Genomic DNA, 15,077 nt, shown 5'->3' on the forward strand with positions numbered 1-15,077 from the left:
ACTAATCATCTGCAATCAGGTGAAGAACGTCAAGTGAATATCCGCATTTCAAGGCAAGCTATTTTTGATGTGTAAAAAAAGCGACGACCTGGCGGCCGTCGCTTTTGGGTACTTTAACTGCTGTCTGACTTATGCGAGCTTTTCGAATGCTTCCTTTACGAGGCTTGCGATTGGCAGGTTCTGCGGGCACTTGCGTTCTGCTTCGGTGAAGTCGGCGTTGGCGAGGATGCGCTTGCGGTCCGCGGGCATTGCAGCGAATTCTGCTTTTGCACGTTCCGGTTCGCCGTAGCTGTTGTAGTACATGAGATATCGCATGGTGTCGCTGATGTCCGGTGAGCCGGCGACTGCGTTTTCGCAGATGTTCGCACAGCCTGCACAGAAGCCGCCGCATTCTTTGGCGTGGTCGCTTAGGACGGCCATGTCGACGTCCTTGAGTTCGGTCTTGTCGAATGCAGAGGCGATGTTTTCGGTGAGGATCTTGACGTTAGGCATCTGGGAGCAGATGTTGCAGAAGCGTTTGTCTTTCCAGATGGCTTTGAGCTTGGCCTGGTGGCTGGTGAAGCCTCGTTCGATGAAGTAGTCGATCAGTTTCTTCTCGTCCTCGTTGCCCATTCCTTTTGCCTGTGTCTTCATGGCGATCAGTGCGATGCCCTTGTCGTAGCAGGCCTGGATCGCTTTCTGGGTTCTTTCGTCGTCCATCATCTTGAAGTTGTACTTGAGCATGATGGCGTCGACCCAGTCGACCTTGGAGGCTGCTTCGAGGCATTCGGTTACGTTCGAATGGGTGCTGAAACCGAAGTAGCGGATTAGCTTGGCCTTTTTGGCTTTTTCGGCCCAGGTCTTCAGTTCGTCGGTAAGCTGCGTCTCGGGATTTCGCAGGCCGTGCACGCCGTAGTAAAGGTCGACGTACTTGGTGTTCATGCGGTCGAGTGAGAGCTGGAGCTTTTTGTCCCGCTGCTCGTTGTTGCGTGCGCCGCTGGCCTTGGTGACGATGAACAGGTTCTTGCGGCGGTCGGGGAAGCGTTTGAGCCATTTGCCGATACCGAGTTCGCTGTTGCCGCCTTCGTAGGAATTGGCTGTGTCCCAGTAGGTCACGCCCCATTTGTAGGCCGTGTGCAGAACGATCTGATTGTCGGGGATGGGGAACATGCCGCCCATCGAGAGGATCGGGACTTCTTCCTTGATCTTCTTGCTGAACTTGCGCTTCGGCACCTTTGGGTGCTTGTCTTCTTTTTCCTTAGCCTGTTCTTTTTCAGCAGCTTGTTCTGTTTTGGCCTCTTTCTTGTGCTCATCAGCGAGAACTTTTCCCGCTCCAAGGGCAGAAACCACTGAAGCTGCGCCAGCATTTCTTAGAAAATTACGTCTGTTGAGTCCTTCGCCTTCGGTTTTCATTATAACGCCCAACCTTTCTCAAAACTATCTAGGTTCAATTTTAACTAAAGCAACAATCTTCTATCGTCACTGCGGGATTCACCTTCTGCGCTTACTCGGATTGCACGTTTGCCGCTTACGGGGCATTCGTGTTCGCAAACACCGCAGCCGATACACTTTTCTATGTCAACATGGGGCCTTTGCAGGCTCACTTTGATCTTCACTTTATCACCCTGGGCCGGTTTTGTCGACCAACTATTATCCTTGCTGAGTTCAACTACGTTCTGGTCGGCGGCGACTATCTGGCGGGGTTTGTTGGTGCCTGCGAAGATGAAATAGTCGCCGGTAGCGATGGAGGTCGCGGGGAGCTTCTGTTCGAATGTGAGTTTGTTATCGTCAACCTGATAAACGACCATTTCGCCGTTGCGGATCGTTTCGTGTTCAACGGTGGTGTAGATGGCTTTGGGACTGACGGGGCAGTTTTCCTGACAGACGATGCATGGTTTGCCCATGGCCCAGGGCAGGCATCGTGAGCGGTCCACGAACGCGGTTCCGATCTTGAGCGGGCCCTGCTCTTCGTAATCATTGAGGCCGAGCTTTTGGGAGAGGGTAATCGGCTTGATCGCTGCTGTGGGGCAGACGTAGCCGCAAGCTGTGCAGTTCATCTGACAGCCGCTGGTGCCGATGCGGTTGTTTATGACGGGCGTTGCGAGGACTTCCAGGCCCTTGTCGAAGCCTGCGGGCTGGATGACGTTCGTTGGGCAGACTCGCATGCACTGGCCGCACTTGATGCAGCGGTTGAGGAATTCCTGTTCGCCCACTGCTCCGGGCGGGCGGATGATCTTGTTATTGTAGTTTTCGCCGATTGATTCATTCAGACGCAGTGCGGGGCCCGCCAGTACGCCAGCGGCGACGGAGAGGCCGAAACCGCGACGTGAGAGATCGGGCTTGTATGAAGTGAATTCAGTGCCTGCGGTCGCCTGGTATCCGATGACGTTGTGGACGCAATCGTCGTAGCAGTTGAAGCAGAGGACGCATTCGGGGACCTTGACCTGGCTGGAGGGTTCGCAGCCGCCTTCGCAGTGGCGGTCGCAGAGTTTGCAGTTCGTGCAGTTTTCGTTTTTGTGGGTGATGCGGAAGAACGGCACGCGATTCAGCAGGCCGAACAGTGCGCCGAGCGGGCAGACGAATCGGCAGTAGAATCTCGGAATCCAGAGGTTGAGCAGGACGGCTGTGGTGAAGACGGCGAAGAAGAGCCAGCCCAGTTCGTAGCTGCGGGGTGTGGCGGAAACTGCATGCGTGAAGGTATCGACGATCGGCAGGATGACGAGGTTGAAGGAACGGGTCACCAGCGGGATGGGGTCGAGCAGGCCGGTCTGCAGGCTCTTACCGAAGGCAGCGGGCAGGACAGCGAGGCCTAGCATGAAGAAAAGCACATAGTATTTGGCTTTTTGCCATTTGCGGTATTTATTTAGTTGGATCTTTTTGGCGGCCTTCTTTTTGCGGTTGGCGAGCCAGCCGGTGAACTGATGTATCGCTCCGAAGGGGCATACCCAGCCGCAGAAGAAACGGCCTAAGATGATGGTCAGTATAATGGTTGCGACAGCGAGCAGCAGCGGTGCATAGAATGTATGTGTAGTGAGGACGGTCCCCAGGGCCACGAGGGGATCGGCTGCGAGGAAGAGATTGATCGGCCAACCTCTAAGCTGATCGACTTCGGTGCCCTGCACGGTGATGAAACAAAACCAGACGAATACTGCGAAAAGCACTGCCTGACATATTCTTCTTGCGGTGACTATTTTCATTTATTTATCCCTGAACGTCTACGAAAATCGGCTTCAAAGACTGGTAATCTATCGTACCCACGCCGGCTTTGGCGGCCATTTCCAGATGGGGCAATTCTTCGATGGATCTTTCGAGCAGGCTCGCGCCATAGCTGTCGGCTGCTACCTGGTCGGTGCAGACTATGAGCTCGTTCTTCTTGCGGAGATCGGAAACCGAGCCGCCGGTCGGTCCGTTGGACATCATGACGGTTGTACCGTCGAGGATGACCATGGTCGGGGTTACCATGCGTGCGAGCTCTTCTATGATTGTGTGTATGTTCTGATGGAAGATGTTTCTGCGTCCACCGAGCAGGCCGTACCAGTTTTTCATGGTCATTGACGCTCCGCTGCGGTGATGGTCCTTTACGGGTGTAATGCCGATGACTTTGTCGACTCCGCCGAAGGCTTCCCAGAGCACGGGCCAGTCACGTATGAGTTTGCCTTCTTTAAGCGTGGTGTGCTCGAACATGCCGGGTCTTGGCAGGATTATGCGGGCACCGCTTTTTTGGGCAGCGTCTCCAACGCCGCTGAGCCTGAAGCAGCTTGCCGGGTCGTTGATCGAATTGTCAGTTACGATGACCTGGCTGGCTTTGCCCCGGTCGTAGCAGAGCTTGACCACGGCCTCGATGAGTTCGGGGTTGGTGGTCGCGCCGAGTGTCGGTGGGGATGCGAATGCGACGTTGGGCTTGATGAGGACCGTCTCGCCGGGTTTTATGAATCTTTCGATGCCGCCGAGCTGGTCGATAGCTTTTTTGACGTTCGCACCGCGGTCGGATCCCTTGGCGACGCACATGATTTTGCCTTCGAGGGCAGGCACGCTGAAATCGGGCAGGTGCACCTGTTCGCGTTTGGGTCTTATTCGCGGACCAGCTTTGTCGTACAGGAGGCCCGCACCGATGGCGGAAGCTGCGATGATCCCGGCCCCACCGGCGGCACGCTTCATGAAGTCGCGGCGGTCGATATTTTTATCGTTATTTGCTTGCACTGTCTGTCACCTCCTGGATGTTTGCAAGGATCTGCTTTGCGAGCTTTTCGGCTGGATCACGTTCGAAAGCTTCGTGGACGCCGAACAGAAATTCATCCTTATAGCAGACTATCTCGGTGGTTCCGTAGAAATCATAGATGCCGCCGTCGCAGCCTTCGATCTGACCTACCTTCTCTGCGCCGTTGTCAGTGAGGAAAGTCTGATATGCCTGGGCCATTTCTTCAGCAGCGTCGGGGTTGTCTTTTTTGGCTATGAATGCCTGGACCTCGCCGAAGGTCTCATACTCGACGGTGAAAATATTTTTGAGGGCCTGACTGCCGAACGTATTTGAGAGGTGCAGGTTCAGTGTTTGATCCATTCGGCCGTCTGCAGGCAGATATTTGAATATTTCGATCTGCTGTGTATCTTCGCCGCCCAGTTTGTCGACCAGGTTTTTTGCGACGTTCATCATGGCCTGCTGGAGTCTATTCGATTCCTCTGCGGCGACGAGCTCTATGTAGTATGGACCGAGTGCCATGAAGACGGCATTCGAAGTTTTGTAAGCGAACTCGGTCACACCTATCAGCTCACTTTCGGCGCGTCGCTGGATGCTGTAAACGGAAAAGGCGTTACGTGGTTTGGCCATATCGTAGACGAATATTTCCATCCATTTTTCCTGCGCATCTTCGGCTGCAAAACGCAGGCTGTGGAGCTGTTCGAATCCCGCGTCGAGGTATACCGGAGCCTTGCCGTTGATTTTCACGTAGAGGTCGTCCCGGCTGAACTGCTCGGGAGGAGAGATAGCCTGAAGGCCCTGAGGCAGTGCGGCTTTGAGGTTTACTGAGCTGTCGGCGGCACCGGCCTGCTCTTCGGGCAGAGCCGAGGCGGGATCAAACCTTGACTGGTCGTAATGGAACTGTTTGACCACAATGGCCGAGACGATGCCGGCCAGTGCAACCAGCGTCAGCGCAGCAAAAATCGTCTCCCTACCCTTAGTCTTCTTTTTCGGCATAGATATCCCCAAACATATACTATAGCTTAAGGGCACCTCTAAGAATTCATTTTGGCGGCCAAGTGAATCTTTTTGATTCCGAGCGGCGTCAGACAAAAACCGCTTTAGCTACAACTAAAGCTGATTTGTCTTCCTTGCCGGAACACAAAAATCTTCTACTTGCCGCTCAAAAACAATTCATAGAGCTACCCTTAATGATTATAGAATCTTAAATAAGGATTGTCAACTGTGGTTAACGGCAAAAGACATATCGGTTTACTAAACATTACGTCAAAGCTTCAAGCTCTAAGCAAGCGAGCTGAACCGCTAACGTTTCAACTTGAACAGTGGTTTCTGCTGTCATATAATGGCTGCGAAGCATTTCAAGACTCATAATTAGCTATTGTTAAAGAGTTTAGGAGTTGGTCATGGACCGAAGACAGTTCATCCAGATTGCGGGAACCGGTGCTGCACTGATGTCACTGCCGGGTTCAGTGACGATGGCTTTAGAGGGCTCAGACAAAGACGGGCGACTCAAGGGTTGCCGCCCAAATATTATTCTGGTGCTGACAGATGATCAGGGGTACGGGGACCTGGCCTGTCACGGGCACCCATACCTGAAAACTCCCAATCTTGACAAGCTTTACAGCCAGAGCACACGCCTTACGGACTATCATGTAAGTCCTACATGTGCTCCGACAAGGTCCGCTATTATGACTGGACGGGCTCCTTTTAAGAATGGTATAACGCACACGATCCTGGAACGTGAGCGTATGACACTGCAGGCGACCACTATAGCGGAAGTTCTGCGATCGGCCGGCTATACGACTGGCATATTCGGCAAATGGCACCTTGGAGACGAGGAACCATATCAGCCTTGCAACCGCGGCTTTGACGAGATGTTCATCCATGGTGCGGGCGGGATCGGCCAGGCTTATCCGGGCAGTTGCGCAGACGTTCCGGGCAACAGCTATTTTGACCCGATCATCCGGCATAATGACAAATTTGTCCAGACCCAGGGTTACTGTACGGATGTGTTCTTTCGGCAAGCTCTGGGATGGGTCAAGGATAACCACGAGAGGCCCTTCTTTGCGTATATCTCTACGAATGCTCCTCATGCTCCGTTCCACTGTCCCGAAAAGTACGTCAAGATGTATGAGAACAAGGTAGACCGCAAGCATCGTGCAGCTTTCTATGGCATGGTAACAAACATCGATGAAAATGTGGGGCTGCTCTTGAAAAAGCTTGACGAGTGGGGGCTGTCTAACGACACGCTGGTTGTATTTATGACAGACAACGGGACATCTGCCGGTGATTACAACGCCGGGATGCGAGGCAGGAAGGGCACTGTCCGAGAAGGTGGATGTCGGGTGCCGGCTTTTTTCAGATTGCCGGGCAGGATCGCGGCCGGACGAGATGTGGACCGCCTTACGCGTCATATTGATATATTTCCGACTTTCGCCGAGCTGGCCGGCGCTGAATACGATGTAGAGGTGGACGGGCGAAGCCTGCTGGACCTGCTTGTGGACCCTGATGCCCAATGGGAAGACAGATATACATTCTTTCACCTGGGCAGGTGGGGTAAGGAGGGTGTTGAACGCTGGAGGAACATAAAGACGGTCGATCCGGATGAAGCGAAGTACCGTTCCTTTGCTGTACGAAATGAACGATGGCGACTGGTAAACGGCAGCGAACTGTACGATATACAGAAGGACCCGGGTGAGAAAGAAAATGTAATCGAGCAAAATTTTGAGATTGCGAAGGATATGGTAGAAGCTTACGACAAGTGGTGGGATGAAGTTCGGCCGTTAATGGTGAATGAAGATGTGCCTCTTGCAGAGAAAAAACCCTACCATGTAAAGTACCGAAAGCAAAAAGATGAGGTCGGGATCCCCAGGTGGAAGCCGCCAAAGATTTGAATGGCGAATCAGAGCCCATCCTCCGACTTGCGGCTTTTGAAGACTGCCAGATTCTGGAAACAGCTCGTGAAAAACTGCTTTTTGGCTTGTGCTTGCATCTTTTGGCGATTTTGCTAAAATGCCGGACTTGTTTTGGTGATATTCCCACATCCTGAAAAGGAAAATCCATTTGCAGAATAAAGAAAGTATCAGTGATCCACACACACAGATGCCGTTGACGCGTATACAGAAGCTCATCGGCGGCTACATGCACCGCTCGAAGCGGGAGAAGCCCTGCTGTTATATGGAATGCACGGCCGATCTGACGGATCTGGTCAAGCTCCGCAAGAGATTTTCGCGGCAGGCGGGTATACGGATCACGACGAACGACTTTTTTATAGCGGCGATAGGGCATGCGATAGCGGAATTTCCGCTTTTTGCGGGACGGATGGATGAGACGGGCGATTTTATCGAGACAACCGAGCAAACGGGGGTAGGGTTTGCGGTGGCGGCACCGCAGGGACTGGTGGTTCCGGTGGTGAAAGACGTATCCAGCAAATCTCTCGCACAGGTGTCGGCGGACAGCGATCATCTGCTGAGAAAAGCGCGGTCGAACAAGCTGGATCTGGATGATTTTGACGGGGCGAACGTGGTGCTTTCGGGGCTTGGTATGTTCGGGGTGACATCGTTTATTGCGATCGCGCCGCCGGAAGCTGTGGGCATAATTTCTATCGGCAAGATCGTGGAGAAGGCGCTGCCGGTAGACGGCGAGATAGCGCCACGGCGAACGATGTCGATCACGCTGGCGGCGGACATGCGGATCGTGAGCGAGAGTTACGCAGCGCGGTTTTTGCGGCGGATCGTGGATATGCTGGAGAACCCGACCTGCATGACGTCGCTTTAGCAGCAATTATCTGCACAGCCCGGGCACTTTACCGCGCAAGAAAATCCCGCTGCAAGTCTAAGTGAATCACAGCGGGATCGGAAACTTCCGAATTGCCATTCTGTTACTTATGGAACAGCACGTTGGCGGGGATGTTGCGTTTTTTGATTACCGGGCCTTGCCATTTCACGTCGAGTGAGTGGGCGCCGCCTGCTTCGAAGTAGGTGACTGTGATGGGATGATAGCCTGGTTTGAGGAAGACAGTACCTGCCTTTTCCTGCGAGCCGTGCAGTCCTCCGTTGTCGACGACGAGCTGGTCGCCGATGTAGAGTTTGCTGCCGTCATCGCTGGTCGTGTAGAAGGTGTATTCGCCGAAGAAGCGGACCTTCAGGAAGCCTTGCAGCTTGACGGCGAAGCTGTTCTCACGGACATCGTCGGGGAGGGTGAGGCCGGGCTGTACGCCTTTTTTCGCCGGTTCGAGTTTTTCGAAATCGGGCAGTTTGTCGAAATTGCCTTCGTAGTAGCTGAACTTGACGCCGCGTTTGGGGTTTTTGACGCTGACGCTTTCATGAGGAGTAACCTTCTTATATTCACCAACGACGGGGACGCTGGCCTTGCCGTCGGGCATGAAGGTTCGGGCGATGACAGTGCAGTCTTCTGTTATCTCGACAGGCTCGGTGTAGACCTGGGCATCTGCCTTTGGTACTTTGCCGTTAGTGGTGTATCTTATTACCGCACCTTCGACCGGTTCTTCGAGGCGGAGCTGCCCGTTCTGCATGAATGCGTTCTTTTCCTGCAGGCCCTTTGGTATCGGCGCCCAGTAGTTGGCGTTCATTGCGCCGTAGCGGAGGTATTGTTTGGCGAGTCTTTGCTGGTAGCCGGGCCAGTCCTTTGATTTTTTCGGCGACCAGACGACCTCAGCCAGCGCGCTCATTCGAGGCAGTACCATGTATTCGACGTGCTCAGGCGTTTCGATGTATTCGGTCCAGACCTGTGCCTGGGAGCCGAGTATGTGCTCTGCCTGTTCGTCGGTGAGCTGCTGCGGTACGGGGTCGTATGCGTATACTTTGCCGAGCGTGTTGGGTGTGTAGCCTATTGCTGCGGGTTCGTATTCGCTGTCGCTGTTGCGGGCGTCGAAGTATGTGGGTGAGACTGGAGCCATGACGCAGTCGTGACCGGACTTTGCAGCCGCGATGCCGCCGCCCATGCCGCGCCAGCTCATAACGGTCGCATTCGGTGCGAGGCCGCCTTCGAGGATCTCGTCCCAGCCGATCAGGCGTTTGCCCTTGCCGGCCAGGTATTTTTCCATTCGCTTGATGAAGTAACTTTGCAGCTCGTGTTCGTCTTCGAGGTTTTCTTCGGCGATGCGTTTCTGGCACTTTGGACAGTTCTGCCAGCGGACCTTCGGGCATTCATCGCCGCCGATGTGTACGTATTCGCTGGGGAAGAGTTCGATAACTTCGTCGAGGACGTTCTGCAGGAACTCGAACGTCTTTTCGTTACCGGCACAGTAGACGTCTCTGCTTACGCCCCATTCGGTGCGGACCTCGAACGGGCCGCCGGTGCAGGAGAGCTCGGGATAGGCAGCGAGGGCGGCGACGCTGTGGCCGGGCATTTCGATCTCGGGGACGACGGTGACGAACCGCTGTTTGGCGTATTCGACAACTTCGCGGATCTGGTCTTGTGTGTAGTAGCCGCCGTATTTGCCGCCGTTGGGGCCCTTGCGCCATGCGCTGATCTCGGTGAGTTTCGGATACTGCTCAATCTCGATGCGCCAGCCCTGGTCCTCGGTGAGGTGCCAGTGGAAGGTGTTCATTTTGTGCATGGCGATGTAGTCGATGTATTGCTTGACGAAGTCGAGGGGCATGAAGTGGCGGCATACGTCGAGGTGCATACCCCGCCATTCGAATCGCGGCTCGTCGAGGACGAGTATTTCGGGGACGGTCCATTCGGTGCCTTTTACTTCGGTTCTGCTGTAGACCTGTGCGGGGAGGAGCTGGAGGATGGTCTGGCAGCCGTAGAATACGCCGGCCGGGTCGGAGCCCTGAACGGTGATCTTTTCGGGGGTGACATCGAGGTGGTAGCCTTCGTCGCCGACGGAAATTTCATCGGAGATGGTGAGCTCGATGATGTTCTTTTTGCTTTCGAACCAGCCGGGCTTTTTGACGGTCAGATCGAAGCCTGTGGCGGGTTCGAATGTTTCGGCGAGGTAGTCACCGACCTGCTGAGTGGCGTCTTCGACGAGAATTTTCGTGTTTTCGGTCAGTTCGAATTCGCCGCCGCCGACAGTCATCTCGACGGGTTTGGGGATGATCGAAACCTCGTCGGCTTGAATCATACCTGCTGTTAAGACGAAAGCCAGAACGGCTGTTAGAATGATAGATCTGCGTAACATTTACCCACCTTTCAATAACTTTATGAATGCTAACTCTGATCATTTTACTAACCTGTCAAACGCCATTATCTGCGGCGAAACATGTGTTTCGAGGCAAAATCGTTTCATGATTTGCTCAAAAATACCGTTTCGACCGTAAAAAATGCCTCGACAGGCAAAATTAGGTATTGACAAAAACTGTATTCAGCACTAAAAGTGTTATTTAGAAAATCAATACAGCACTTATTTGTACAAAGGTTGCTTCCTATCGTCATCCACGGAGCAGCCTTTATTTTTGCGCCGTGCTCACGCGGATGCATGAATTCTACTCACCCATCGCCCGACGGTTTTGCAAGTCCTGCTCGTCGCTGTTCGTGTCGAGGTCGCCTCGTTCATAATCCGACATGTCATCAGCGCCGTATTCGAAAGCGGCTGTTTCGTCCGGGTCGGGGGTTTGCTCTGATGCTGTCTGGGCTGCTTCTCTTGCTTCCTGGACGGATCGCGGTTCGGGTTCGGTGACTGCTTCGGGCGATGAATCGTCTTCGTCCGATTGTTCTGCAACCTCAGTTTCAGCTTGCGTCTGGCCGTCACCGTTGCCGCCGATGAGGTATTCCGCGACTGCCTGGTAATCGGATGCGCCGTTGCAGGCGGGTTCGTATTCGAAGATGGTCTTACCAAAGCTGGGAGCCTCGGCCAGTTTGATGTTTCTGCGTATATGTATCGGTACGATCTCTGCGTCGGCCCAGGGCTGGTCGGTGCCGCGAGCGTTTTCGAGGAACTGCTCGATGTCCGACTTGACGTCGGAGGAAAGGGTGGTTCGGCTGTCGTACATGCAGAGCAGGATCGCGCTGATCTTGAGCGACGGATTGATCCGGCTGCCGACGAGAGTGACGGTCTGCATGAGCTTGCCGAAGCCCTGCAGCGCGAGGAAGTGCGGCTGGATGGGTATGAAAACTTCGCCGACTGCTGAGAGGGCGTTGAGGCTCAAGAGTCCGAGCGAAGGCGGACAGTCTATGATCAGGTAATCGAAGAATTCGCTGACTTCCTTAAGGGCTTCTCGCAGGATGATCTCGCGGCCGACGACGCTGACAAGCTCGTTTTCGGCGCCGACGAGGTCGATGTTGGCACCGAGGAGCCAGAGATTTTCGCGAACGTGCAAGAGCTCTTCTTTAATGTTCGCGGAATTGCACAGCACATCGTATGCGCCGCTGCCGTCGCTTTCGGCGTCCACGCCCAGGTGGATCGTCAGATGGGCCTGCGGGTCCAGATCGATCACCATCACCCTGTAGCCTCTCTCGGCGAGCGCGCCGGCGGTATTAGCTACGGTTGTCGTCTTGCCAACTCCACCCTTCTGGTTCAGTACGGCAATGGTTCTCAAGGTCCCACCTCTGCTAAAATCAAATAACTCTCATACGACAGATTGCCTCTGCCGTCATTTTGTAATTCATCGGTCTTCATCGCGGATCTTCTTCAAAACCGCGTCCAGTACGCCGTTGACAAATCGCGGGGACTGGTCACCGCTGTATTTTTTGGCGATCTCTATCGCTTCGTTTATGACGACCTTGCCCGGTATTTCGGAGCAGTATCTTATCTGGTATACGCTGAGCCGGAGGATGCTGCGGTCGACGACGGATAGCCGGGATAGATCCCATTTCAGTGCCGCTTTGCGGATGAGGTCATCGCAGGTCGGAAGATGCTCCCATGTGCCCCGCGCCCAGTCGCGGGCGAGCGTGAACACCATGTCGTCATCGCTTTCCTGCTTGAGGAACAGCTCCAGGCCGCCCAGAAAATCGTCACCCTGAACATCCAGTTGGTATATAGCCTGCATGGCCAGCTCTCTGGCTCTACTTCTTCTGTCCACTTAAACTTCCCTGTATCTGCAAATTAAGTATTATCAGAATCGAATGCGCAGGATCGCGCACCCCCGTACCTTGGTCGCCCTTTTACGATATAATTACAGTTGGCCGAGCACGTTGACCATTTCCATGGCGGACATTGCGGCGCTTGCTCCTGCGTTGCCCTGCTTGGTGCCGGCACGTTCAACGGCCTGCTCGATGGTTTCGACTGTCAAGACGCCGAAGATGGCAGGTACGCCCGCGTCGTAGTTGATCTGACCGACGCCTCGTGAGATCTGCTGACATACGTAGTCGTAGTGGCTCGTCTGGCCGCGGATCACAGCGCCGAGGCAGATAACAGCATCAAAATTGCCGCTTTCGGCCACCTTCTTGGCCGCTACGGTGATCTCAATCGCGCCGGGCACCCATACCACGGTGATCTGATCGTCGCTCGCGCCGTGTCTCTGGAGGCAGTCGATCGCCCCGCCGAGCAGCTTGCTGGTGATGAACTCGTTGAATCTGCTTACCACTATGGCGTATTTGGCGTCGCCGGCAGTTAACTGACCCTTGATCTCTTTATACATTATGTCGTGCTCCAAATTATGCAGCCAATATCTCGATTAGTCCTTCAGGCGGACATTATAAGACCTTCACGAAAAAACTTCCAGAAAAACAGTCGACTTCGATTTTGCCCGGTGCTGTTCGGCAATATGGCCGACCGGCTAAGCTGAGCGATTATAAGGGTTTACACGAGTAATTTCCAGCAAATTATCTTCACTGCCGCTCCAAAAACAGTGCGTCGGGGTCGGCTGACGATAAGAGGTTGGCGAAAGATGCCGATACTGATTATGCACACGGATGTTTGTTTTCCGGTCCCGACGGGCCGGGAAGTTCCGGCGAAAACGAATTCAGCGAGGTCGGAAATGTTTGAATACATGGACAGTAACCCCTGGGGCAGTGCCGAGGAGATGGCGCGCAACGCTTTCGAACTATATGAGGAAGGTAAGCACGCCCTGGCGCTGCAGCAGCTCGAACAGGCACTTGATATCAATCCTGAAAATGCATCATGGTTTTTCAATGCGGGGCTGACCCTCGATGCGATGAACCGCTTCAAATCCGCAATCGCGGCATATGAACAGGCGCTGGAACTTAATCCGGAAGACCTGGAAACGCTCAACTGCCTTGCCGTGGACTACACGCGGCTGGGTCAGTATGACCTGGCGCTGGCGACTTTCCAGCGGATCGAACAGATCGATGCCTCATTCGAGCCTTGCTACTGCAATCGCATCATTACATATACTGAGATGGATCAGCACGATCTGGCGGAGCAGATGTTTTATATAGCTCAGCAGCTCGATCCGGATTGTGCCATCTGCTTCTATAATATAGGCAATTCGCTGTTCAGCCGGCAGGAATACAAGAAAGCGATCTGGTGCTGGGAGAAGACAGCAGAGCTGGAACCGACGCATCCACAGATCAATTACCGGATCGCGCAGGCGTACTGGGCGAGCTCGAACAAGCATCTGGCGAGAGTGCATTTTCTGCAGGAACTTCGCATGAATCCGGGCGATGTGGACGTGATACTGGAGTTCGGCCTGTTCTTGCTGGAGAATGGGGATTTGGATGCGGCAAAGGAAAAGTTCAACCGTATATTAGAGATCAATCCACAGTCGGCACGGGCGATCTTTTACCTGGGGGAAATCGCATCGAAACAGGAAGATATGACCAATGCGACAAGGATGTTCAGACGTGCGATGAAGATAAATCCGCGTGTACCGGGGCCGAGGTACCGGTTGGCGAAGATAGCGTTGGCGCGGGGAGATACGGATAGGGCGGCGAACCTGCTGCTGGCCGAGCTGGACCTTGAGATCGAGGAGCCGCATGTGTTGATGGCGATGGGGGCGATGCTGCTGCAGATGGGGCGACCAAGCGATGCGACGGACTGCTACCTCAAGGTGGTCGATATGGACGACAAGAACGGGGAGGCGTTTTATCAGTTGGGGCTGGCACTGGCTGTGAAGGGTGACCACGAAGGCTCGACGCATTTTTTTGAATATGCGATCAAGCTTGGCAACGAAAACGCCAATCTGTACGCCGACGCGGCCTTTTGCTGTGTGAAATGCGACCAGATCGGCCGGGCCGCCCAATTTATACACAAGGCGAGGGAGCTGGATAAAGATTGCGCGAGGATAAAGAAGCTTCACAGAGCGATCAAATGCATCAGAACGACACAAAATCTGCAAAAGAGTTTTTCTAGTGTTCTGAACAAATTTGCGTTGGTAAAAGGCTAACTATCCTTAGCGACCATACGAGAGCTTGCCGCAAGCAGTACCAGCCCGGTTAGCGCACAGAAAAAACTGTCCCAGAGCACTATTTCGACTGGAGCATTTAACCCCAGACCGCGGGTAAGCAGGATCACAGCGAGCCCGATGTGAAAATATGCCACAGCTTTGACAAAATGGATTTTCTCTTCGACCCTCTTCACCAGTGAGATGATCACGCCGCCGGCAAAGCCGGAAATAGCACCAGCCATGACAAACCAGTATTTCTGAAGGGGGCTGGGATTACCCGCTATGCCGTAATCTTTTATTACAGGTTCGAACCATGCCCATGGCAGAAAAATTACAGCTGCAGGAGTCAGCCACGCCGCACTGAGAGCTATCAGCACTATCTGTACCGCGAGCTTCAGCTTGTCTGAGTTCAATGCCACTTAAGAGAATCCTTCGATTTTGAATTACGCTTGCAAAACCCAACTTCGCTCATATAATAACGCTCCATTGGGTTTTGGTCATTATACAGCCAAACTCGACCGTAAGCCAAGACAATCTGGCCGAGTGGCGGAAAGGCAGACGCTGGGGACTTAAAATCCCCTGCCCGCAAGGGCGTGTGGGTTCGAATCCCACCTCGGCTATCCTTATTTCTGTGTGAAAAACGGCTT

The 15,077-nt window shown here is 53.8% G+C and carries 12 protein-coding genes and 1 tRNA gene; 4 read left to right on the forward strand and 9 right to left on the reverse strand.

Annotation, left to right across the window (positions count from 1 at the left end; all coding sequences use genetic code 11):
- Nucleotides 1-129 precede the first annotated feature (129 nt).
- The 4 genes from STSP2_RS00780 to STSP2_RS00795 are packed head-to-tail and all read right to left on the reverse strand — an operon-like array spanning nucleotide 130 to nucleotide 5,170.
- Nucleotides 130-1,392, reverse strand: a complete 1,263-nt coding sequence (locus tag STSP2_RS00780) for an aldo/keto reductase (RefSeq protein ID WP_146658930.1) — start codon at nucleotides 1,390-1,392, stop codon at nucleotides 130-132.
- 44 nt (nucleotides 1,393-1,436) lie between these two features.
- Nucleotides 1,437-3,176: a 4Fe-4S dicluster domain-containing protein gene (locus STSP2_RS00785; RefSeq protein ID WP_146658932.1), complete on the reverse strand. Its 1,740-nt coding sequence runs from the start codon at nucleotides 3,174-3,176 to the stop codon at nucleotides 1,437-1,439.
- A 4-nt stretch (nucleotides 3,177-3,180) separates the two neighbouring features.
- Nucleotides 3,181-4,179, reverse strand: coding sequence for a DUF362 domain-containing protein (locus tag STSP2_RS00790; protein ID WP_205847951.1), 999 nt, complete (start codon nucleotides 4,177-4,179; stop codon nucleotides 3,181-3,183).
- Nucleotides 4,166-5,170, reverse strand: a complete 1,005-nt coding sequence (locus STSP2_RS00795) for a DUF6599 family protein (protein WP_146658934.1) — start codon at nucleotides 5,168-5,170, stop codon at nucleotides 4,166-4,168. The genes STSP2_RS00790 and STSP2_RS00795 overlap by 14 nt, the downstream gene beginning before the upstream one ends.
- Before the next feature lie 407 nt (nucleotides 5,171-5,577).
- Here STSP2_RS00795 and STSP2_RS00800 point away from each other — a divergent pair, with 407 nt between their 5' ends.
- A complete protein-coding gene (locus tag STSP2_RS00800) occupies nucleotides 5,578-7,068 on the forward strand; it encodes an arylsulfatase (RefSeq protein ID WP_205847952.1) in 1,491 nt (496 codons plus the stop codon).
- A 169-nt stretch (nucleotides 7,069-7,237) separates the two neighbouring features.
- Nucleotides 7,238-7,951 carry a 2-oxo acid dehydrogenase subunit E2 gene (locus STSP2_RS00805; RefSeq protein ID WP_146658936.1) on the forward strand — a complete coding sequence of 238 codons (714 nt, stop codon included), beginning with the start codon at nucleotides 7,238-7,240 and terminating at the stop codon, nucleotides 7,949-7,951.
- A 103-nt stretch (nucleotides 7,952-8,054) separates the two neighbouring features.
- On the opposite strand, the gene STSP2_RS00810 is transcribed toward STSP2_RS00805, so the two are convergent.
- From STSP2_RS00810 to ribH, 4 genes are all read right to left on the reverse strand, one after another.
- Nucleotides 8,055-10,325, reverse strand: a complete 2,271-nt coding sequence (locus STSP2_RS00810; protein ID WP_205847953.1) for a family 20 glycosylhydrolase — start codon at nucleotides 10,323-10,325, stop codon at nucleotides 8,055-8,057.
- A gap of 304 nt (nucleotides 10,326-10,629) precedes the next feature.
- Nucleotides 10,630-11,682 (reverse strand): ParA family protein, encoded by a 1,053-nt coding sequence (locus STSP2_RS00815; protein WP_146658938.1) that lies wholly within the window; start codon nucleotides 11,680-11,682, stop codon nucleotides 10,630-10,632.
- A gap of 66 nt (nucleotides 11,683-11,748) precedes the next feature.
- Nucleotides 11,749-12,165 (reverse strand): transcription antitermination factor NusB, encoded by a 417-nt coding sequence (gene nusB / locus STSP2_RS00820; RefSeq protein ID WP_146658940.1) that lies wholly within the window; start codon nucleotides 12,163-12,165, stop codon nucleotides 11,749-11,751.
- Nucleotides 12,166-12,258: 93 nt separating this feature from the next.
- On the reverse strand, nucleotides 12,259-12,723 hold the full coding sequence (ribH, locus tag STSP2_RS00825; protein WP_146658942.1) for a 6,7-dimethyl-8-ribityllumazine synthase: 465 nt from the start codon (nucleotides 12,721-12,723) through the stop codon (nucleotides 12,259-12,261).
- 249 nt (nucleotides 12,724-12,972) lie between these two features.
- On the opposite strand from ribH, the gene STSP2_RS00830 reads away from it, so the two are divergent.
- Nucleotides 12,973-14,430, forward strand: coding sequence for a tetratricopeptide repeat protein (locus STSP2_RS00830; RefSeq protein ID WP_146658943.1), 1,458 nt, complete (start codon nucleotides 12,973-12,975; stop codon nucleotides 14,428-14,430).
- On the opposite strand, the gene STSP2_RS00835 is transcribed toward STSP2_RS00830, so the two are convergent.
- On the reverse strand, nucleotides 14,427-14,849 hold the full coding sequence (locus STSP2_RS00835; RefSeq protein WP_146658946.1) for a hypothetical protein: 423 nt from the start codon (nucleotides 14,847-14,849) through the stop codon (nucleotides 14,427-14,429). The genes STSP2_RS00830 and STSP2_RS00835 overlap by 4 nt on opposite strands.
- A 118-nt stretch (nucleotides 14,850-14,967) precedes the next feature.
- Between STSP2_RS00835 and STSP2_RS00840 the strand changes: the two genes are divergently transcribed.
- Nucleotides 14,968-15,050: transfer RNA gene (locus STSP2_RS00840), tRNA-Leu, on the forward strand.
- The last annotated feature ends 27 nt before the right edge of the window (nucleotides 15,051-15,077 follow it).

This window comes from Anaerohalosphaera lusitana, from assembly GCF_002007645.1.
Classification (GTDB): domain Bacteria; phylum Planctomycetota; class Phycisphaerae; order Sedimentisphaerales; family Anaerohalosphaeraceae; genus Anaerohalosphaera; species Anaerohalosphaera lusitana.

Excerpts from the sequence above, each read along its gene's own strand:
- STSP2_RS00780 (WP_146658930.1), bottom strand. The coding sequence starts at position 1,392 with ATGAAAACCGAAGGCGAAGGACTCAACAGACGTAATTTTCTAAGAAAT.
- STSP2_RS00785 (WP_146658932.1), bottom strand. The coding sequence starts at position 3,176 with ATGAAAATAGTCACCGCAAGAAGAATATGTCAGGCAGTGCTTTTCGCA.
- STSP2_RS00795 (WP_146658934.1), bottom strand. The coding sequence starts at position 5,170 with ATGCCGAAAAAGAAGACTAAGGGTAGGGAGACGATTTTTGCTGCGCTG.
- STSP2_RS00800 (WP_205847952.1), top strand. The coding sequence starts at position 5,578 with ATGGACCGAAGACAGTTCATCCAGATTGCGGGAACCGGTGCTGCACTG.
- STSP2_RS00810 (WP_205847953.1), bottom strand. The coding sequence starts at position 10,325 with ATGTTACGCAGATCTATCATTCTAACAGCCGTTCTGGCTTTCGTCTTA.
- ribH (WP_146658942.1), bottom strand. The coding sequence starts at position 12,723 with ATGTATAAAGAGATCAAGGGTCAGTTAACTGCCGGCGACGCCAAATAC.
- STSP2_RS00830 (WP_146658943.1), top strand. The coding sequence starts at position 12,973 with ATGCCGATACTGATTATGCACACGGATGTTTGTTTTCCGGTCCCGACG.